We start from the raw sequence: 20,641 nt of genomic DNA, 5'->3' as shown, positions 1-20,641 counted from the left end.
TCGTAGCTGTTTAAATGACTAGGTGATTTTTAAACCGCGATAAAGGTAGGAGAGTATTATTGATTTTGTGTTAAGTAAATATTATTTAAATATTTCCACAATCGCTGCTATATGAAGCCTTCATTTGGTAATTATATAGGTTATCGTTTGATGGTTGATGATAGGTTATTTCACTGGTTGGTGGCTATTTTTTAATTTTAATTGTGCCATTGCGATAGAGGTTTAAGGCGGCCGTCAGAATACTTTCGATTGTGTCTATCGGAAGATCTTCCTGTGGATCAATAGGCAATGTTTTCATCCGAAGACGCTGACCTGCTTCCAGCTGTACCTGGTCCAAATGTTTACCTTCAACCATCAGTAGGTACGGAAATGTAGTCCGTTTGTCGGTCCAAAGGTAACAGAATGCTTTTTTTCTATAGCAAAAGCAAGGCATACCGTATTTTATGGTCTCACTCACATCCGCATCCTGTTGAAGGATAATATGTCTTAATGCTAAAAGACAGCTTTTATTTGGTTCTTTCTGGTTCAGATAGAAATGTTGGATCTCCTGCATATGAATGATGTGTTGCAAATAAAGATACAAGACTTATCCTTTTTTATATGATATAGTTACAATTTTCTTTTGTTGTTTAGTATATTCAGACCTATTTTATGCGATCGAATTATCTATTTGCTTATGACCATAAATTTTAGAAATATAGACTATTTGAATAGTGGAAATGAAGTGCAAAAAAAAGCCTATCGGTTACTGATGGATTATCAGATTATTAACCGTCTTGAGGATTACAGTCCGATTGTAGTTGGTACAATACCGATTCAGATAGATGTTGATGGGAGTGATATAGACATTATTCTGCGTGTAGATGATTTTGATGCTCTTGAAGAAAAGCTGTCTCTTAATTTTTCGCAGCATGCACATTTTCGGTTACAGCGGGCTGCCGGTCATGTAATCGTGTGCAGTTTCTCTATTGAGGAACAGCTTTTTGAAATTTATGCAACAGATAAAGCAACTGAAATTCAGAATGGATATTTACATATGCTTAAAGAGCATGAAATCATTCAATTGAGGGGGAAAGAATTCGCTGAGCAGGTCAGGCAGCTCAAAAGGAGCGGGGTAAAAACTGAGCCTGCATTTTGTCAGCTATTGGGAATTGAAGGCGATGCATATACAGAACTTCTAAAGTATAATCCAGCAGATAATTCGATAAACTATGAATGATTTTAATCTAAAATAGTATGAATCCCCTAATTGAACAATTTAAAAAATATGGCTATCTCAATGAAGCAATTGAGAAAGCGGTAGAAAATAGAACTCGTTATTTTTTTAAGAAAAAGGGTGAGCATTTTTTGAGGGAAGGGCAGCATTTATCAAGCTATTTTGTTTTGCGTAGAGGACTGATTCGTGCTTATTTCTTTAAAAATGGACGTGAAATGAACAGTTGGTTTGGTGAGGAAAACCAGATTTTTGGATCGATTTTGCCCGTTTATACTGAAAAGCCCTCTTTTGAAAATATTCAGTTTCTGGAAGACTCCGAGATCTATGCAATTTCTGTGGACGATTTGAATGAATTGTATAGGATTTATCCTGAACTAAATCTTATAGGCCGAAAGATTGCTGAGGAGGTTTGTATTATTCTTGAAGAACGGATTATGTCCCTGCATACCGAATCTGCAGTAGAACGATATCAATCTCTCATCCGCCTACAGCCAAATTTGTTAAATAGAATTAATCTTGGCCATATTGCATCATATTTAGGGATTACACAGGAAACGCTCAGCCGGATACGACGGTAAGTACACGATTTTGATATAAGTCAAAAAATGCCCCTTATATAGCGATTATCTTTGCTTTAGAAATTTAAACTATTGAAAATGAATTGGATTGCATTGATTATTGCTGGCATTTTTGAAATTGGCTGGCCGCTCGGATTAAAAATGGCTCAACAGCCAGATTCCAATAAATTTGGTTGGATTCTATTAGCTATTGTCTCCATGAGCATTAGTGGCGGATTATTATTTTATGCTCAAAAAACTATTCCTATAGGTACAGCATATGCTGTATGGACAGGTTTAGGGGCAGTGGGCACATTAATGGTCGGAATCTTTTTTTTCGGAGATTCGGCCAATGTATTTAGACTCCTGTCTGCAACATTGATCGTCGCAGGAATTATTGGCTTAAAGATTTTTTAAAAATACCGGAAATATTATTTATCTCAGTGTACATAAAAAAATAGAATATGCGCTCAATTTTCTTCAATTGGATTGTTAAAAATATATAAAATCTATTTTTTTTAGTCTAAACTCCCTAGAAGAGAGTAGGTTGGGATGATTTTTGCTACGCAATTACATTATGAGGCAAGAACTAGCTGAAAAAATAGAATTGTATAGTAAAAGGTACGGCCTATTTATGCGACCGGAGTATATTAGCTTTGCTCGGGATACAACAAGGCTGTTGCTTCGCAACGAATGTCTCCGTGAAGGTGATATAAAAGCTTATCAAGACTATATTGCCTCACATTATCCCGAAGATCTTCCCTGGGAAATGAAACAATTTCAGGAAGCGACCAAAGCATTGGAGCGCATGAGTAAGGAGACGGCTATTGCATGGGTGAATGCGCATCGAATCAATATTTTTGAATCCGACATTTTTATCGATGATGAAGATTCAATTCTGCGCCCCATTCAATCAAAAGATGAAGACATGTTTCGCTATAATTTTAACGCCTTGGAAGAACTTATCTACAATCACCAAAGACCGGACGACTTATTTCGGCGGAATAGAGATTGTTTTTGGATAGATACAAGAATTGACTGGCGGTAGTTTACTGCTAATTGAAGTGTGGTTTCCCAAGAGCTATCTCGTTCTCCGACGAATACCTCTTGGGACACTTTTTTGTTATTTGGATTCTGCGACAAAAATTTCATTTTCTTGTCCAAGGACCACGGTAGGAAACTTTTTGTTGAAGTCAATCGAAATATCTCCTTTTCCCTTTTCGCCGTCTCCGTTGGAATCCCAATCTAATGTTACGTAGTATTTTATGGGCTCAGCGTCACTGACTTTAGGCTGGATGAGCTTAAGGTGATTTTTAGGTAAATCGAGTTTGAGATCAAAAGGTATTTGGTTCGCTGTAAAACTCTTTTCCAGGATCATTGTAGCTGGTACATCTGCTATCTGGGCCGAAACTGCAGATAGGCGAATCTTGCCCGTTGGATTTTTAACTGCAATAGCATTTGTTGATTGAATTTTTACGGAAAGACCAGTTGTATTCGTATGCATTTTTTTCGTATTTAATGTTGTTGAACAACTGCTTGCAGCGAGTGCGACAGCAAGTAATGATATCGTAAGTTTTAACATAATGATTTTTTATTTGTATTGTTTTAACTGTTATTGAAGCACCAAAATTGGATAATTTACAATTTGAGAGATATCCCGACATTTGCAATCCCGAGGTAGCCGAAACCAAATTCGCCATAGATACCTATTTTATTACCGTAACGAATGGCTATCGGCGTAAATTGATAGGATAGCGCACCGAAGCTCTCTATCTTCTTTTTGTCTATTGTTAAATTTTGCATAGCCCAAACCTCCTTTTCCATATAGTTTAAGTTTAGTTTTATTCAAATAGCTATATTGCATATTCAGAAGTCCCCCAAAAACATTCCATTTTGAATCCCCAAGATCATCTTTGTAAGAAACCGTATTTTTACCATAAAACCCGTCGATGCCCATAGACAGTCTTTTGTTTAAATTATGTGAATACCCGGCAGTAAATGTGCCAGTTCCGCTGGAATGTTCTACTTCTCTTCCGAGTAAACCCATAAATATTCCCTCACCGAGCATTGTACCGATCTCTTGGACCGGAATAAGGCCATACCCCACTCGAATTTCTGATTTTTTTTGCATGTTTTCTTGCCCATATCCTTCCAACGAAATCAGGGAGACTAGGACGATGAATATAATTTTCTTCATTAATATAGTTAAGTCAGGATTTTATGTGACTTACTCTAGGTGACGTTTTTGAAATTTAATTCGCTACAATTTATTTTACATAGTATTTTATTTCTTATTTAATTTATATTTTGATTTTAAATTCTTTTTAACTTACTAAAGGCTTGTGAAGTTTTTGGGGTGTATAAGGCATCTTTTTCAAATCAAGGTGCAGATCCTTTATTAAGGACTGAATGTCTAGCGATGGGAGAGCTTAACTCCTGACGGATTTCATTGGCTAAGGCAGTGGATAAAAGGCGGGGAATGAAAGCGGAACAGGAAGATATAGGAGGGCTAAAGTGGGAAGATGGGGCTGAGGCTATTGCATAAAAAAAGTCCTTAGCATTTGCTAAGGACTTTTTTATTATAAGGTCTTTATTTTTAGGTTTCTAAATGAAACACCTCTGGACCAATCCTGTAGTGCTAATTTCCCACTAATATGTTTACCAAACTCTGGATAATCTTTGAAATTACTATGTTTTACCAAATCTTTCCATTTAGCGGAATTAAAATCCATTTCAGCAGTGATTTTACCATTCAGGTAGAACGTTACCTTTCCGTCTTTCTGAATAATACTCGATTCATTCCAATCATCCTGTGCTTTAATATTGACAAAGTTTTGCTGCGGTAGAAATGTATAAAGACAGCCGGAACGCTTCAGTGGCTTATCAAAATCAGGATGGGAATCTGCCAACAATTGGTATTCTGGTCCTGAATGATAGGTCGCATTGATATCCGGTCTTTCCTGTACATTGACAAAAACGCCACTATTTCCCTCTTTTTCGAGCTTCCATTCAAACTTAAACTCATAATTTTTATACTCTTTGTCCGATACTAAGTCATATTTTTGGCTTTCACTGTTTGGATTGCAGTAAATAGTCCCATTTTTAACGACCCAGGCTGTAGGAGCATTTTTACTATTATTGTAGGTATGCCAATTGTTAAGCGTGGTACCATCAAATAGAAGTTGCCAGCCGTTACTTTGCTCTTCTTCTGTCAATGTATTCGGACTGCTTTTTTCATTTTGACAGGAGAGTAAAATACAGCCCATAAAGACCGATAAGATGATTTTTTTGAAAAGGTTTAAGTTTATCATTGTTTTTATTTGTATAAGTGTCTCTTTAATAAGTTTTCCCATTTAATATGTATCCCCTAAAATAATTTTTAATATGAACTTTTGGCGATAATTTCATGTTCCTTTGCAAATTTGTTACATAGTACTTCTGCTAATACTCATCCGGAGGTTCACCTATTCTCCTATTCATTTATGAATTTTTAAAACATTCTTTTCCGTCATTTTATAGAATAGACCAGTTCAAACCGCCTATGTTTTTTGGTCACCTCTCAAGTATACATGACAAGTTACACATTATAATGATTTGATCACATTTTCAGCATAGTCATTCTCATTTTGATAAAATAACCTTATCAAAATGATAGGATTATCCAATGCTGTTTTGTGGTTTATTTTTTTATAACACCTGATTAATAGTGTGTTATGTTGTTTTTTGGCATAGTGGAACGCTGTTTGGCTTATTGGGACAAATGAATGTAAATATGAAAACAGGACGGAAAAGAAAAGTATGTGGCAAGAGCCCTCCGAAGGAGACGATCGGCAATGCTGCTGGCATGTAATTGAAGTTAACAAAATGAAATCGCGATTCACTAATAAAATTTAACAATGGCAATAACAATCATACTCGTCATAACTGGAATTTTGTTCTTCTGGTTATTCTATAAAATGGTCGACTTCTTCGGCAAAATATAAAAGAAATAATATGAAAGAGAAGCAAGAAAATAAAGGCAGCAGTTCCGCACATAATTTATCGGGAGACCGTATAGCGAAGATCATAGTAGTGGTATTGATTATTGCAATGATTTTTCAACTCTATATCGGTTAGATTTTGAAGTATAGTTTTACACACAACATGAAAAAATTAAATCAATACGGTGCAGGTTTGTATATGGCGCTCCATTATAAGGAAATCCGATCAGAGATTAATTTCTTATTGCGAAAGCACAATTTTGCAGGAGCCTTACAGGCTGTTATTAATCATCTTCGGAGCTTAATTGTATTGCAAAGTACGGACAAAATTTGCCAGCATATTCATTTCCTCGGAATGATTTATGGACGAGGAAACCATTATGTCAAATACATTCTGGAAAATCTCTTTGTAAGATCTTTAGGAGGTCTTCGGCGCATCAGTTCGGTCAATGCATGGGCGGTAATCGAAGCTCAGCTACCAACACCATTTTTAGAGGTCCTTAAAGGACAACAAATTCATAACCTATTAATATCAAAGTAAATGACAGCTTTATTTATTGTAGCACTACTGGTTTTTGCATATATCTGTTATGTACTTCTAAAGCCAGAAAAATTTTAATAACAAGATTACTCATTCTCTATCGTCGGCGATGAAATCCCGCTTTCAGTCAGTTCTTTTCGTGTTACATAGTGAAAAGAAGAGCTTGAGGTTAGATGACGATCGGTCATGATACACTTTTTATACAAATCAACTAAAGAAATGAATACAGAGATTCTTGGAATCATAGTGATGTTCATCGTAACATTACTACTCGGACTTCCCCTTGGGAAATATATGGCTAAGGTATATGGCAATGAAAAGACCTGGTTAGATCCATTGTTTCAACCATTGGAACGATTTTTTTATCGGGTGACAGGAATTAATCCTAGCCTCCAGATGACCTGGAAACAGCACCTCGTTGCTCTTTTGACAATTAATCTACTGTGGTTCCTGTTGAGCATGGTTATCCTGATGAATATGGGACATTTGCCTTTAAATCCAGATGGGAATCCTGGAATGACTGCTGATTTGGCCTTTAATACCAGTATCTCTTTTTTGGTCAACTGTAATCTCCAGCACTATTCCGGTGAATCAGGAGTGAGCTATCTAGGACAAATTTGGCTCATGTTTCTTCAATTCGTGACGGCAGGCGTGGGAATGGCTGCTGCAGTGGTTATTTTCAAAGCTTTTAGGGATAAGACAACAACACAATTGGGCAATTTTTACGATTTCTTTGTGAAGTCTTGCACCCGGATTTTACTGCCTATCTCCGTCTTGGTTGCTGCCATCTTCGTATTCCAAGGCATGCCGATGACTTTCGAAGGTAAGGACAGCATGATTACTGTCGCTGGAGATACCGTACAGGTAAGCCGAGGACCAGTAGCTGCCTTTGTCCCAATTAAACATCTTGGTACAAATGGAGGTGGTTTTTTCGGAGCAAACAGTGCACATCCATTTGAAAATCCCAATTATTTGACCAATATGGTGGAAATGATTGCCCAGTTTATTATCCCGATGGCGATGATATTTGCATTCGGCTTTTTTATTCGCAAGCGTAAATTTTCATGGATGATGTTTGGTGTGATGACCATTGGGTTTATCATCCTGACAATACCAAATATAAAAATGGAGATGGCTGGAAATCCAGCGATTGCACAGATGGGTATTGACACGTCTATGGGCGCCATGGAGGGAAAGGAAATACGTATTGGTGCAGCGGCATCGGGGTTTTGGAGTATTGTTACAACGATGATTTCGACGGGTTCTGTCAATTCTATGCATGATAGTTACATGCCCTTATCTGGTATGAACGAACTTATAGCGATGATGGTGAATGCTTTTTATGGTGGTGTAGGCGCGGGGATACTCAATTTCTTCATTTTTATTATACTCACTGTTTTCATTAGTGGCTTGATGGTGGGGCGCACACCAGAGTTTATGGGTAAGAAAGTTGAAGCGCGGGAAATGAAAATCGCTATGATTGTTGCTCTTGCCCATCCTTTTCTAATCCTTGTCGGTACAGCACTTGCTACAGCGTTTCCAGCCCAAGGTGCTTCTACATTGAATAACCCTGGATTCCATGGTTTTAGTGAAATATTGTACGAATATACTTCATCCGCAGCTAACAATGGTAGTGGGTTTGAAGGTCTTGGAGATAATACAATTTGGTGGAACATTTCGACAGGTATCGTATTGTTACTCGGCCGCTTTATACCGATTATAGGCCCAATTGCTATTGCGGGATTATTGGCTGAGAAAAAATTTATACCTGAGGGTGAGGGAACGCTAAAAACAGATACAAGTACATTCGGTTTAATGGTATTCGCTGTAATAGCGATTATTGCAGCACTCTCTTTCTTCCCTGCGTTGGCATTGGGTCCAATTGCGGAATATTTTTCCATGTAGTACTTAAAATTAAAGAATTCTAAAAATGAGCAATCAACAAACATTGTTTCAGAAAGAACTTGTACAACAGGCGTTAAAGCAATCTTTCGTGAAGCTAAATCCTAAAATAATGTTCCGTAATCCAGTGATGTTTACTGTGGAAATCGGGACGCTGATTATGGCCGTCGTTTGTCTTTGGATAATGACTGGGGAAAAATCACAAGGTACACTTGGTTATAATTTTACGGTATTTCTTATTCTATTTTTAACCTTATTGTTTGGAAATTTTGCTGAGGCAATTGCCGAAGCCCGCGGTAAGGCGCAAGCAGATAGTCTTCGGAAAACTCGGGAGGAAACTCCAGCAACTCTGCGTGATGGTCGGGTAGTTTCGTCCGCTCAACTGAAAAAAGATGATGTTTTTGTTTGCCAGGCTGGTGATGTAATTCCATTGGATGGGGAGATTATTGAGGGATTGGCAACCATAGATGAGAGTGCAATTACCGGAGAATCAGCACCGGTGATCCGCGAGTCTGGGGGTGATAAAAGTTCAGTTACCGGTGGTACCAAGGTTTTGTCCGATCGAATTGTCGTGCAGGTAACGACAGAACCAGGGGAGAGCTTTTTGGATAAGATGATCGCATTGGTTGAAGGGGCAAGCCGCCAAAAAACACCTAATGAGATTGCATTAACAATCCTTCTGGCAGGTTTTACACTTGTATTTATTATCGTAACGGTGACCTTAAAACCATTTGCGGATTATGCCAATGTTGGTATCACCATTGCGTCGTTTATTTCACTTTTTGTCTGTCTGATTCCAACAACAATAGGTGGTCTTTTATCGGCAATTGGTATCGCGGGAATGGATCGTGCACTTCGTGCAAATGTTATAACAAAAAGTGGCAAGGCAGTTGAAACGGCAGGAGATATTGATGTCTTGTTGCTTGATAAAACTGGAACTATTACGATCGGAAATCGTAAGGCGACAAATTTTTACCCCGCAGATGGCGTCCTGAAGGAAGTTCTGGTACGTGCGGCCACATTGAGCTCCATGGCGGATGAAACACCGGAAGGGAAATCAATTGTCGAATTGGCTGGTGTCAATCCATCGAGCTATAAGGTCGAAAATCCTGCATTCATTAAGTTTACCGCGGAGACCCGTAGCTCGGGAATAGACTTTGCGCAGACACGTATTCGTAAAGGTGCAACAGATGCTATTCGGAATATCATTGTAAAGGCTGGAAATCTGTTTCCTCAGGAAATAGATGAACGCGTAAAGCTTATCTCTCAAAATGGGGGAACCCCATTGGTCGTTGCAGAGAATGAACAGGTTCTCGGTGTCATAGAATTGCAGGATGTGATAAAACCCGGAATTCATGAACGCTTTGAAAGGTTACGAAAAATGGGTATCAAAACTGTTATGGTGACGGGAGATAATCCGTTGACGGCCAAATATATTGCGGAAAAAGCTGGAGTGGATGATTTCATAGCCGAAGCGAAACCTGAAGACAAGATGAACTATATCAAAAAAGAACAGCTTGATGGACGATTGGTCGCCATGATGGGGGATGGTACAAACGATGCTCCGGCACTTGCACAAGCCGATGTTGGTGTAGCGATGAACAGCGGTACACAAGCTGCAAAAGAGGCCGGAAATATGGTCGATCTCGACAATGATCCAACCAAACTGATTGAGGTTGTGGAGATAGGCAAACAATTGTTGATGACCAGAGGTACGCTAACAACGTTTAGTATTGCAAACGATGTCGCCAAATATTTTGCTATCATTCCGGCCTTGTTTATTGCAGCAATACCCGCACTTCAAGGTTTAAACATTATGCAGCTCAGTAGTCCACAAAGTGCCATACTATCAGCTGTCATCTTTAACGCAATTATTATCCCATTACTGATTCCTTTGGCATTGAAAGGAGTCGCATACAAACCTATAGGTGCAAGCGCACTGTTACGGAGAAATCTGCTCGTTTTTGGACTTGGTGGAGTACTCGTTCCATTTATTGGTATCAAGGTCATAGACCTACTGGTTTCCCTATTTATCTAATACATTTTTAATAATAAAAGCAAAGATGAAAACACATATATATCCGGCAATAAAGATTACAATTATCTTATTGCTCCTGCTCTCAGTGGTATATCCAGTCCTCGTATGGGCAATAGCTCAAATAGCACCCAATCATGGAAAAGGGGAAATGCTTGAGTACAATGGGCAAAAGTATTACAGAAATATTGGGCAGGCCTTTACGCGTGATGATTACTTCTCGTCGCGTCCTTCAGCTGTTGGTTATAATGCTGCTGGATCGGGTGGAAGTAACAAAGGACCCTCTAATGGGGAATATCTTTCGGAAGTTAGGGCCCGTATCGATACTTTCTTAGTTCACAATCCTACTGTAAAACGCGAACAGGTACCGGTAGACATTGTTACAGCCAGTGGTAGTGGTTTGGATCCAGATATCTCCATAGAGGCCGCAAAAATACAAATTGATCGTGTTGCGAAAGCGAGAGGTATATCGGTAAATAGCCTACAGTCTCTTGTTGATGCCCACGTTCAGACGCCTTTATGGAATATGTTTGGACCTCGCAAAATCAATGTCCTTGAACTAAATATTGCTTTGGACAAGATGGCTGAAAAATAAAATTGACCTAAAGGGTCATCGATATACATTTTATAAGAACAATTTACATGAAAAAACTAGCGATGTTGGCCTGTTTACTCGCAGGGGCAACACAATTATTTGCACAGCAAGATACTACTCAAAATACCCGATTGTCTATCAGTGGTTACCTTGAAGCATATTACCTCCGGGACTTTAACAATCCACTTGGAAATACACGCCCAGGCTTTGTATATAGTCACAATAGGACGAATGAAGTAAACATAAACTTGGCACTTTTAAAAGCTGCATACGAAACAACAAATACCCGTGCAAATCTTGCTTTAGGTGTCGGTACATATATGAATGCCAACTACGGTGCGGAACCCGGAGTCTTAAAAAATATTTACGAAGCGAACGCCGGTATACGTATCTCAAAAAAACATAATTTATGGATCGATGCTGGCATATTTTCTTCCCATTTGGGCTTTGAAAGCGCTATAGGAAAGGATAATTGGACTTTAACAAGAAGTATTTTTGCGGATAATTCCCCTTATTTTGAAACAGGAGCAAAAATATCCTATACATCCGCATCGGGAAAACTATTTTTAAGTGGGCTGATTTTAAACGGATGGCAGCGGATTCAACGGGTGGATGGTAGCAGTTTGCCGGCATTTGGGCATCAACTGGTCTATAAACCGACAGATAAATGGACCATCAATAGTGGTTCTTTTATAGGCAGTGATAAAGCGGATAGTGTCAGACAAATGCGTTATTTTCATAATCTATATGCAATTTATCAAATGAACGAAAAGCTGGGAATCACATTCGGATTTGATATTGGCGCGGAACAAAAAGCAAAAGGTAGCTCAAAGTACAATGCATGGTACACCCCCGTGTTAATTGCACGATACGCGACGACCGAAAAATTTAGCTTAACAGCAAGAGGAGAATATTACAACGATAAGCATGGTGTGATCGTTTCTACGACTACAGATCAAGGTTTTCAAACGTTTGGCTATTCTTTAAATGCAGATTATGCCATTCTTCCCAATGTTCTTTGGCGTACGGAACTACGTAATCTCACGAATAAAGATGCTATTTTCCTTGATCGGACAAATAAGTTGGTGAAAAATAGTGTGACGGCTGTAACAGCACTTACCGTTAGTTTTTAAAAACAATCGTTCCTGCCGTGTGTTGGATCGGCAGGAACCTTCTGAAATGAAAGGCAATAAAAATGGAAGAAAGGAAAAGCGCTGAACACTTTTTGGACCTTATCCGGAAATCGAGAAGAGGTCGCTTCAAACTTTATATTGGTATGAGTGCAGGGGTTGGAAAAACATACCGCATGTTACAGGATGCACATACCCTTTTACAGGGAGGAATCGATGTGCGTATTGGCTATATTGAGACACATAATCGGAAGGAAACACATCAATTGCTCGACGGTCTACCCCTTATCGCCCGACGCCATCTTTTTTACAAAGGCAAACAGTTGGAGGAACTGGACCTTTATGCTGTCTTGAATTCACATCCCGAGGTTGTCATTATCGATGAGCTGGCACATACCAATATTGAAGGCAGTAAAAATACCAAAAGGTGGCAGGATGTTATGGAGATTCTTGAAGCGGGGATTAATGTGATCAGCGCTGTTAATATCCAGCATATTGAGAGTTTAAACGAGGAGGTCAAAGCGATTACAGGTGTTGAAGTGCAAGAACGTGTTCCCGACAGTGTTATTGATTCCGCAGATGAAGTCGTTAATATTGATCTTACTGCAGAAGAGCTTATCATTCGCCTAAAAGAGGGCAAGATCTATGACGCGTCAAAAATTCAGGCAGCGCTTCAAAACTTCTTTAAAAGCGAACATATCTTACAATTGCGTGAAATGGCGTTGAAAGAAGTTGCCTCCCAGGTTCAACGCAAAGTAGAGATTGAAGTTCAACCCCAACGATGGGTGCGAAAGGAGCGTTTCCTGGCTTGTATAAGTTCTAATGAAATAAAAGCAAAAAACGTCATCCGAAAAACAGCACGCTTAGCAGGATATTACAATAGCAGTTGGTTTTTGCTCTATGTACAGTTGCCAAAAGAGCGCGGAGATCGGATAGCTTTAAATAAACAACGGCACCTGATCAATAACTTTAAACTGGCGACAGAACTTGGTGGAGAAATTATCAAAGTAGAAAGTCATAGTGTGGCAAAAGAGATCATCGCTTTGTGCGAGCTCCGCAAGATCACCACAGTTTGCATTGGAAAACCACGATTATCTCTTTTAAGGATGTTACTTGCTAAGGATACATTTAGCAAACTGCTGGCACAACTGTCGACGGAAGACATCGATCTGATTATATTGTCTTAATGATAAAGACAAATTGTGAATAAGATGAAAATAAAAACGAAACTTACCTTTGGTGTAGGATCACTTTTTCTCATGATCTTTCTACTTGCCGCGCTAAGTGGTTGGTATGTAAACCGATTAAAAAAGGATACCGCAAATATACTGACAGCGAACTACAATACGCTGCTGTACGCCAAGAATATGTTATTGGCATTAGAGGAAATTCCTGTTGCAAAAGCTGCTTTTAACAACTTCCAGATCAATCTTGACAAACAACGGAAAAATGTTACCGAAGTCGGAGAGCAGCAAACAACAAACGCAATTGCCAAACATTTTTTAAAACTGAAAGATAAGCCCTTAGATGTTACTATTGTCTCGTCTATCAGAAAGGATATTGCCTTGTTAATGGAACAAAATATGACGGCAATTTCTCGGAAGAGTATTATTGCGGATCGCACCGCCGAACATGCAATTTTGGTCATTTCATTTGCCGGGGCACTCTGTTTTATCATTGCTTTTATATTACTGGTCAATTTGCCGTCCAATATAGCTAACCCCATTGCGAAATTGACAGCGAGTATTCGACAAATTGCAGGACAGAACTACAAAGAGCGTATTCAGGTACAGAGCGGAGGTGAGTTTGCGGAACTCGTCGCTTCATTTAATTCCATGGCAGAGAAACTTGAAGAATATGCTGAAAGTAAACTTGAAAAAATTTTAAAGGAAAAAAGACGAATAGAGTCTCTTGTTGATCATATGCATGATCCGGTGATAGGCTTCGACGAAGAGCGACGTGTCATTTTTGTCAACGAGGAAGCACTTCGCATCACAAATCTACATAAAGATCAACTTCTCGGAAGATCTGCTTTAGCGGTTTCAGATGAAAATGATCTTGCTAAGGATATTTTTAAAGATCTTTTTCTTCCTGTAGAAAAACGTAAAAAAAATGCGGTTAAAATTTATGCAGACGATAGAGAAAGCTATTTTGAAAAAGATGTTATCGATATCAATGTTTTGCCTACGGGTGAACTTGAATCAAAGTTTATCGGGCAGGTGGTTATCCTAAAGAATATTACGCCATTTAAGGAACTTGATCTTGCAAAAACAAATTTCATCGGTACCGTTTCGCACGAGTTCAAAACACCTATTGCGGCGATTCAGATGGGGGTTCAATTGTTGGAAAACGAACAAATAGGATATCTAAATACCGAGCAGCTTACATTGTTAAACGGAATAAAAGATGATTCTAACCGCCTGCTTCAAATAACCGGTGAACTGTTAAATATGACGCAGGTTGAAAGTGGTTCCATTCAAATTAACTTACATACGACGGAAATACAGCCAATTATTGAATATGCCATCATGGCAAATCAATTTGCTGCGAATCAAAAAAATATCCACTTTGTTATCGAGGTAGACCCCAATGTGAAAGCTATATTTGCTGACAATGAGAAAACTGCCTGGGTTCTTACAAATTTTCTTTCCAATGCGATACGTTACTCCCATGAAGATTCGGTTATTCGCATAGTAGTGGAAAACAGCGAACTTAAAACAAAATTTATCGTTACCGACAGTGGGCAAGGGATCGAGCCGAAATATCTGGATAAAATATTTGCGCGTTACTTCCGTGTGCCAGGGTCCAAAAAAGGTGGAACAGGACTTGGTTTAAGTATTAGTAAAGAGTTTATAGAGGCGCAAGGTGGCGAAATTGGTGTTGAAAGTGATTATGGCGCAGGAAGTTCTTTCTATTTTTCATTGCGTACCGCAATTTCCGATAATTAATACCATATTAAACGATTCGTATCTGTTCATACAGCACATCATGACAATAGAACAAGGACGGATGGGAGGAGAACAATTTTTGAGATTATAAGTGGCGCCGGCAAGCCACTTATAATCTCAAAAATCGATTAATGGTTGACTAAAGCCATAGCGCCTTCGCTGTATCGTGCTCCGATATTGGGGTATTTGTGGAGTATTTCATCTATTTTTTTTAAATCATCATGCGATAATTGTACATCAAGGGCACCAACATTTTCCTCCAGGTATTTTCTTTTTTTAGTTCCTGGAATAGGAATGATGTCATTTCCCTGTGCCAGCACCCAGGCTAAAGCGAGTTGTATTGGACTACAGTTTTTATCTTTTGCCAGTAGGGAGAAGTCGGTGACTAATTGTGCATTGTTCAATGCATGTTCACCTTGATTTCGAGGTAAGGTTCTTCTAAAGTCGTCCGAAGCAAGATCTTCTAAATTTAAAGAATTGGAAAATAATCCACGCGCTAGAGGCGCATAAGGAATTAAACTTATCCCCAATTGCCGTACGGTCTGTAAGATTTCTTTTTCTACATCACGTGTAAGGAGCGAATATTCGCTCTGTAAAGCAGCTATAGGGTGTACGGCATTAGCTTTAATGATTGATGCGGGAGATGCTTCGCTTAAACCCAAATACCTCACTTTTCCTTCTTTAACCGATTCTGCCATAGCGCCTACGGTCTCTTCGATAGGAATACTGGGATCTACGCGGTGCGCATAATAAAGATCTATAGTATCGATTCTAAGGCGTTTTAAACTTTTTTCTACCGCTAATTTTATCCATTCGGGCGAGCCATCGAAATAGGTGTTTGCCGTACCACTTGGACCTGCTATTTCATCTTTAAAGCGAAACCCAAATTTTGTTGCAATAAAAACTTTGTCACGGTTGGGAACAAGCACTTTTGAAATAAGTTCCTCATTGGCACCGTTGCCGTACATATCTGCGGTATCCCAAAAATTAATGCCGAGGTCCAATGCTCTTTCCAATGTCGCAATACTCTCTTTTTCGTCAGTAGGTCCGTATGCAAAGCTCATTCCCATACAGCCTAATCCAATCGCAGAGAGTTTTTCATTTGTTGTTCCAAGATTTCTATATTTCATAATGATTACATTTTGTTCAATACAAAAGTACATATGGAACAAACGAAGCGAGTTAAGACAATCAAACAGATTGTTATACAATTCAAACAGTACTGCTTCGGACTTGGTTTGGAGACATCCCGGTTTGCTTTTTGAAGAAATTGGTGAAATAGGATGGATATTCAAATCCCAGGCTGTAGGCAATATCCGATACATTCCAATTGGTATGCAACAACAAAGCTTTGGCTTCTTGGGCCACACGGTTTGCAATGTGTGTACTGGTGGTTTTGCCTGTGGTTTCTTTTACCGACCTATTGAGGTGATTGATATGAACCGAAAGCGCATGCGCATAATCTGCAGGGCTTTTCAATTGCAGGCTAAGTTGAAGGGTATTGATTGGAAATTGTCTTTCTAACAGCTCAAGAAATAGTCCCGATACCCTGGTCGAGGCATTGGTATAAGATCCAAAACTCGCTGCGGGACTCGATTTCATCGTTTCATGAATTAGAAGATGTAGATAACTTCGCAACATATCATCTTTATGAATATAGCTCGAGTTCATTTCAACCATCATCTTTTGGAAGATTGTAGAAATTTCTGCTAATTGTGTTTCATCCGGAAAATAAATCGGGTTGCTACCTATCTTGAACAGGGGAGAGTCTTTTAGACTTTCTATCCGTTCACTATGCTGTATAAATTCCTCTGTAAATACACAATACCATCCGGATTGTTCTGAGGATTCGGGTTCCCAAGCATATGGAACAACCGGATTCGCAAATAACATGGCAGGTCTATCGATTTGTATCCACTTATCTGCGTAATATAGTTTTCCACGCCCTATGATAAGGGAGGTTTTATAAAAATCGCGGCGATTGTACGGAGAGACGACAGTACAGGATTCCCTGCTGAAAACATTGAAATGCCCAATTCCCGTATTATTTAGCGGCAAATCCAAATTAGTTAAACCTGGTTGCCTTTTGTAAAAATCTGTTACACTTTCGGCTGATTTCATATTACTAAATTAAAAAAAGAGAAACAATCCTACGTCATAAACGGATCAGTTTCTCGAAAATGAATTCGAATATTTGGTTAGCCTGTGGCATTTTATTTGAACTGTTTGTGATTTTGTTCCTATTTTTGAGGGTATCCAATAATTGATTTTTTATCACAAGGATATCCTTTACATATTGTGACCATGATTAAAATTTATCATAATAAAAATTGCAGTAAGAGTTGTAATGCATTGGAGCTGCTACAGCATCAAGCTGTGGATATAGAAGTACAGGAGTACTTAAACGATGTTCCGACGAGAGGCCAATTGATTGAATTATTGGGTCAACTTGCTTTAAAACCTTTGGAACTTATCAGAAAAGGAGAATCGGTCTTTCAGGAAAAATTCCAAAATCTTCACTTGACAGATGAGCAATGGATCGATGTGATGCAGGAGTATCCGATCTTGATTGAGCGCCCTATCGTTGTAAAGGACGGTGTAGCAGTAATTGGTCGACCTATTGAAAAAGTTTTAGCACTCATTGGTGCTAAGTGACGATGCTGGCTTGATTGTTATATTTCTTGATTGTATGAAACATTTTTTGAATATAGCTGCAGCCGTGTTGGATGTACTAAAATTTTTTTTCTAATCACTAATTTTGGCTTTTTTTGAACGGTTAAAGATATCTCCTATGATATTATTTTATCGACATGATTTAGTGGGTTATTCTTTTAAAGAGGACATTTATACTTGTACCGACTTTATCAGGGTCTTGTTGGTGTATCCCATGGCTGTATCCTGGTAAAAGAATCAGTTCACAATTGTTATTTTGTTTGATTAGATTTGCATAATGTTTGATTCGAAGCTGATCATAGGCATCAAACCAAAATCTATCATTTATTCCCAATTTACTGTTCATTTCTTTTTCATATCGCTCGATAGGTCGATTGTAGGCGATGAATACGGTAACAGGGACATTTTTTAGAAGCGGTAAATCGGCATAATCTTTAAAAAAATGTTTTTCGCTGACTGCCAGTTCTCTTTTCATTTCCAATTTTACACCTTCACCAAGGTTTTTGTCGCTTATCATATCTGAAAGCATTTTTACTCAGAGTTGTTGGTAACCTATCTGGCTATTTGATGTTTTAGTAGCAATTGCATCTTCTGTTTTTGTTAACATAAAATCGGTAGGATCGATGAGGACTAAGCCGGCAATTTCATCCGGATATTTAGCTGCAAACAGCCTAACAAAAGCTCCACCCAATGAATGCCCGACGAGTAAATAGGGCGGTTTAATTTCTAAACTGGATAGGATTAAATGTAATTTGTCCACAACATCTTGGTCAGATTTTAAGAATGGATCAGGATCCGAATTTCCTAAGCCATTTCTGTCATAACTGAAATACGGTATATTACTCATTAATTTGGGGAAAAGGACGGAAAAATTGTTCCCGCTCATGCCGATGCCACTTTCAAAAATGACGATTGGCTCGTTGGCTTTTCTTTTTTCCAACCCCTTTACCCAATAGGATGTTCGTATACCTTTAATATTAACCGTTTCCTGTGCATACGTTTGTATGACCCCAATGGAAACGAAGAATAGCATGATCGTCCAGGTTTTCATATTTCTTTTAAAGCTCAAATGAAAGGATGAATTTTTGCATTTACCGTTTATTTATTAGTGCTGCAATATGTTCTTTAAGGCCATTGGTTGATTGTAGTCCAATGTCCGAAAATTGATAATCATTTAGCATAAATTGGTGGAAGGTATCTTGTTCCAACAATATGGTTCTACCTTTTGAAAGGTTGTAAATTTTAGTGTTAATTACGCTAATATCATGGTTTTCTTGCGTAAATGCAATAAAATCAATACGATAATCATCCCGTATTAAGGTGCCCTGGCCAAAATAGTCGGGGTGGTTTCTAGAGACATTTCCCGCGTAAATTTTATTCGTTTGAGCTAAAGTCATCATAGACTCCTGCGAGGTTAATTTAACAACAATATTGCAGAAAGAATAATATTCCTTGTCATGAGGAGATTTGGTTACGCTAAATGTATAAATGATATAATTATCTACTCCGAGCGATAATGAGTCTACGATCACTTTGGTTCCTACAGCCTGATAGGGTTTGACGTGGAAGTTGAAATTTTGTAGGGGTAAAATGTTGGCCTGCGGAGGTACCTTAGTATTATCTTTTTCGAGAAAATAGTTTGAATCTTTTACTTGTCCAATACTATTTTGAGAAAAGCAAATCAAGAAGACGATCCATATTCCTATAATTCTATGCATTGTTTTTATTTTATTGGTTATCTGATCCTGTCAAAATAAACACATAATCTATATCATGATAGGGCTATTCGGTCAATATGGGGTTTACCTCGGTTAGTCAATATTATTTATCGGTAAGCCCACATGCTTTTGGTGTATATGCTGTGGGCTTCTTTAGGACCCTATTTTAATGTGTTGTAGGTAACGATAAGATATTCTTTATTTGTACAATATGCCTGGTATTGTGATGAATAATAAAACGAAATATATCTCCTAAACGGAGCTGTATCCAGTTGCTGAAAGATAGCCTAATGCGAATTTTAGTTAAATCTTTTGACCTTGCCTTATCGAGTAGATGAAGTAGTCTATTTTGCTGTTCTAAAAAAACTGGAATCGGTTCGGCGCTCTGCATAAGATTTCTGGGATCCATTTTTCGAAAAGTTTTCATCTTTTTTTCCTTATCATTTGGTAAAATAGAATTAGCAAAATAGTTCCCTAAAAAACCACTTTTGAAATCAACATTGTAGCCAAGATTGCTTTCGGATATTTTTTTTGTGATTTTAGGTAAAGAAACTTCCATACAGATTCAGGTGCTGTATGCATTCGAGGATATTCCAGGACCCTTCATGAGGTCTTTTATGTAATGTCTCCTGAGAAAGGGCTTCTAGGGAATTGACAAATGATATATGTTCCTGTACTTGCTTTTCCAGTTGATCAAGTAGTTCTAATGATTTATATTTCATCTTTTTTTTGATAAAATACTCGAAAATAAATTGGAAAAAAATTGATTTAACTCAAGATTTACTGATTCTTGATAAAGTTTCGGGACTCATTCTAAGATAATTGGCGATATGCTTATTAGGAATTAGTTGAAATAATCTAGGATTTCGTTTAATGAGTCTTTCATACCTGTTTTTTGGAGAGTCCAGCAATAGATCTCGTTCTCTTTCAAGCTGCTGTAATACCAACTGTTCCAAGATAGTGATATATAATTTTGTGTTTTCTGAAGTGGAATAGATAAAATTCATAAAATCTTCCTTCTCGGCGATTAGCATATCTGTTTTCTTTATTGCCTGAATTGTATAATCCGAGTAGCTACCATGAATAAAAGAATCCATAGCTACAATGAGATCTCCATCATATCCAAAGCGAATAATCTGTTCATGATCTTCCTGAAAAATAGAAATTTTGATGCTGCCTTTTTTTATGAAATAAATCTTTGAATCAATCGAACCATTCATTTTGATGTATTCGTTCCTCCTAAAAGAAATTTCTTTTTTAAAGATTCGAGGTGATATGAGATCTAACAGCTTATGCATATACGTTGGATTTAATTGAATCATTAAAGGTCTTCGAAATTAGCGATT

At 38.2% G+C, this 20,641-nt stretch carries 26 protein-coding genes; 14 read left to right on the top strand and 12 right to left on the bottom strand.

Annotated features, from left to right (window positions below; all coding sequences use genetic code 11):
• Positions 1-184 precede the first annotated feature (184 nt).
• Positions 185-553, bottom strand: a complete 369-nt coding sequence (locus GVK91_RS19355; RefSeq protein WP_120332728.1) for a DUF1801 domain-containing protein — start codon at positions 551-553, stop codon at positions 185-187.
• Positions 554-676: 123 nt separating this feature from the next.
• Between GVK91_RS19355 and GVK91_RS19350 the strand changes: the two genes are divergently transcribed.
• The 4 genes from GVK91_RS19350 to GVK91_RS19335 all read left to right on the top strand — a co-directional run bounded on the left by GVK91_RS19350 (position 677) and on the right by GVK91_RS19335 (position 2,821).
• A complete protein-coding gene (locus tag GVK91_RS19350) occupies positions 677-1,219 on the top strand; it encodes a DUF4269 domain-containing protein (RefSeq protein WP_153848384.1) in 543 nt (180 codons plus the stop codon).
• Between the two features lie 17 nt (positions 1,220-1,236).
• Positions 1,237-1,794, top strand: a complete 558-nt coding sequence (locus GVK91_RS19345; RefSeq protein WP_120332730.1) for a Crp/Fnr family transcriptional regulator — start codon at positions 1,237-1,239, stop codon at positions 1,792-1,794.
• Positions 1,795-1,872: 78 nt separating this feature from the next.
• Positions 1,873-2,190: a multidrug efflux SMR transporter gene (locus GVK91_RS19340; protein ID WP_153848385.1), complete on the top strand. Its 318-nt coding sequence runs from the start codon at positions 1,873-1,875 to the stop codon at positions 2,188-2,190.
• Positions 2,191-2,350: 160 nt separating this feature from the next.
• The gene (locus GVK91_RS19335; RefSeq protein ID WP_075993232.1) at positions 2,351-2,821 is read left to right on the top strand and encodes a hypothetical protein; all 471 of its coding nucleotides are present in this window, start codon (positions 2,351-2,353) and stop codon (positions 2,819-2,821) included.
• Positions 2,822-2,896: 75 nt separating this feature from the next.
• Here the strand turns inward: GVK91_RS19335 and GVK91_RS19330 are convergent, their stop codons facing one another.
• The 3 genes from GVK91_RS19330 to GVK91_RS19320 all read right to left on the bottom strand — a co-directional run bounded on the left by GVK91_RS19330 (position 2,897) and on the right by GVK91_RS19320 (position 5,084).
• Entirely contained in the window at positions 2,897-3,355 is a 459-nt protein-coding gene (locus GVK91_RS19330; protein WP_153848386.1) for a hypothetical protein, read from the bottom strand.
• Between the two features lie 132 nt (positions 3,356-3,487).
• Positions 3,488-3,970, bottom strand: coding sequence for an outer membrane beta-barrel protein (locus tag GVK91_RS19325; protein ID WP_153848387.1), 483 nt, complete (start codon positions 3,968-3,970; stop codon positions 3,488-3,490).
• Positions 3,971-4,352: 382 nt separating this feature from the next.
• The gene (locus GVK91_RS19320) at positions 4,353-5,084 is read right to left on the bottom strand and encodes a DUF1080 domain-containing protein (RefSeq protein ID WP_075994866.1); all 732 of its coding nucleotides are present in this window, start codon (positions 5,082-5,084) and stop codon (positions 4,353-4,355) included.
• Between the two features lie 682 nt (positions 5,085-5,766).
• Between GVK91_RS19320 and GVK91_RS27665 the strand changes: the two genes are divergently transcribed.
• The 9 genes from GVK91_RS27665 to GVK91_RS19280 all read left to right on the top strand — a co-directional run bounded on the left by GVK91_RS27665 (position 5,767) and on the right by GVK91_RS19280 (position 14,904).
• Positions 5,767-5,889 carry a hypothetical protein gene (locus GVK91_RS27665; protein WP_259254088.1) on the top strand — a complete coding sequence of 41 codons (123 nt, stop codon included), beginning with the start codon at positions 5,767-5,769 and terminating at the stop codon, positions 5,887-5,889.
• A 27-nt stretch (positions 5,890-5,916) separates the two neighbouring features.
• Positions 5,917-6,294, top strand: a complete 378-nt coding sequence (locus GVK91_RS19315) for a hypothetical protein (RefSeq protein WP_153846693.1) — start codon at positions 5,917-5,919, stop codon at positions 6,292-6,294.
• Complete coding sequence (locus tag GVK91_RS27775; RefSeq protein WP_075994865.1) at positions 6,295-6,372, top strand: potassium-transporting ATPase subunit F; 78 nt, start codon at positions 6,295-6,297, stop codon at positions 6,370-6,372.
• Positions 6,373-6,513: 141 nt separating this feature from the next.
• The gene (gene kdpA / locus GVK91_RS19305) at positions 6,514-8,199 is read left to right on the top strand and encodes a potassium-transporting ATPase subunit KdpA (protein ID WP_159730918.1); all 1,686 of its coding nucleotides are present in this window, start codon (positions 6,514-6,516) and stop codon (positions 8,197-8,199) included.
• Positions 8,200-8,224: 25 nt separating this feature from the next.
• Positions 8,225-10,234: a potassium-transporting ATPase subunit KdpB gene (gene kdpB, locus GVK91_RS19300; protein ID WP_153846695.1), complete on the top strand. Its 2,010-nt coding sequence runs from the start codon at positions 8,225-8,227 to the stop codon at positions 10,232-10,234.
• 25 nt (positions 10,235-10,259) lie between these two features.
• Entirely contained in the window at positions 10,260-10,826 is a 567-nt protein-coding gene (locus tag GVK91_RS19295; protein ID WP_159730916.1) for a K(+)-transporting ATPase subunit C, read from the top strand.
• 47 nt (positions 10,827-10,873) lie between these two features.
• Complete coding sequence (locus GVK91_RS19290; RefSeq protein WP_159730914.1) at positions 10,874-11,959, top strand: porin; 1,086 nt, start codon at positions 10,874-10,876, stop codon at positions 11,957-11,959.
• Positions 11,960-12,021: 62 nt separating this feature from the next.
• A complete protein-coding gene (locus GVK91_RS19285) occupies positions 12,022-13,143 on the top strand; it encodes a histidine kinase (protein ID WP_075993224.1) in 1,122 nt (373 codons plus the stop codon).
• Between the two features lie 24 nt (positions 13,144-13,167).
• On the top strand, positions 13,168-14,904 hold the full coding sequence (locus tag GVK91_RS19280; protein ID WP_159730912.1) for an ATP-binding protein: 1,737 nt from the start codon (positions 13,168-13,170) through the stop codon (positions 14,902-14,904).
• Positions 14,905-15,032: 128 nt separating this feature from the next.
• On the opposite strand, the gene GVK91_RS19275 is transcribed toward GVK91_RS19280, so the two are convergent.
• A complete protein-coding gene (locus tag GVK91_RS19275) occupies positions 15,033-16,034 on the bottom strand; it encodes an aldo/keto reductase (protein ID WP_159730910.1) in 1,002 nt (333 codons plus the stop codon).
• Positions 16,035-16,116: 82 nt separating this feature from the next.
• The gene (locus tag GVK91_RS19270) at positions 16,117-17,025 is read right to left on the bottom strand and encodes an AraC family transcriptional regulator (RefSeq protein ID WP_153846701.1); all 909 of its coding nucleotides are present in this window, start codon (positions 17,023-17,025) and stop codon (positions 16,117-16,119) included.
• A 183-nt stretch (positions 17,026-17,208) separates the two neighbouring features.
• Between GVK91_RS19270 and arsC the strand changes: the two genes are divergently transcribed.
• Complete coding sequence (arsC, locus tag GVK91_RS19265; RefSeq protein WP_159730908.1) at positions 17,209-17,559, top strand: arsenate reductase (glutaredoxin); 351 nt, start codon at positions 17,209-17,211, stop codon at positions 17,557-17,559.
• 160 nt (positions 17,560-17,719) lie between these two features.
• On the opposite strand, the gene GVK91_RS19260 is transcribed toward arsC, so the two are convergent.
• From GVK91_RS19260 to GVK91_RS19235, 6 genes are all read right to left on the bottom strand, one after another.
• Complete coding sequence (locus GVK91_RS19260; protein WP_159730905.1) at positions 17,720-18,094, bottom strand: hypothetical protein; 375 nt, start codon at positions 18,092-18,094, stop codon at positions 17,720-17,722.
• Between the two features lie 18 nt (positions 18,095-18,112).
• Positions 18,113-18,628 carry an alpha/beta fold hydrolase gene (locus GVK91_RS19255; protein WP_159730903.1) on the bottom strand — a complete coding sequence of 172 codons (516 nt, stop codon included), beginning with the start codon at positions 18,626-18,628 and terminating at the stop codon, positions 18,113-18,115.
• A 40-nt stretch (positions 18,629-18,668) separates the two neighbouring features.
• On the bottom strand, positions 18,669-19,295 hold the full coding sequence (locus GVK91_RS19250; protein WP_153846703.1) for a hypothetical protein: 627 nt from the start codon (positions 19,293-19,295) through the stop codon (positions 18,669-18,671).
• Positions 19,296-19,461: 166 nt separating this feature from the next.
• The gene (locus GVK91_RS19245; RefSeq protein ID WP_159730901.1) at positions 19,462-19,854 is read right to left on the bottom strand and encodes a DinB family protein; all 393 of its coding nucleotides are present in this window, start codon (positions 19,852-19,854) and stop codon (positions 19,462-19,464) included.
• Complete coding sequence (locus GVK91_RS27660) at positions 19,835-20,017, bottom strand: DinB family protein (protein ID WP_159730899.1); 183 nt, start codon at positions 20,015-20,017, stop codon at positions 19,835-19,837. The genes GVK91_RS19245 and GVK91_RS27660 overlap by 20 nt, the downstream gene beginning before the upstream one ends.
• 51 nt (positions 20,018-20,068) lie before the next feature.
• Complete coding sequence (locus GVK91_RS19235) at positions 20,069-20,593, bottom strand: Crp/Fnr family transcriptional regulator (RefSeq protein WP_153846705.1); 525 nt, start codon at positions 20,591-20,593, stop codon at positions 20,069-20,071.
• Positions 20,594-20,641 lie beyond the last annotated feature (48 nt).

The organism is Sphingobacterium sp. 18053 (assembly GCF_902706145.1).
In the GTDB taxonomy this organism is placed as follows: domain Bacteria; phylum Bacteroidota; class Bacteroidia; order Sphingobacteriales; family Sphingobacteriaceae; genus Sphingobacterium; species Sphingobacterium paramultivorum.
This window is presented reverse-complemented; position numbering and strand designations above follow the sequence as displayed.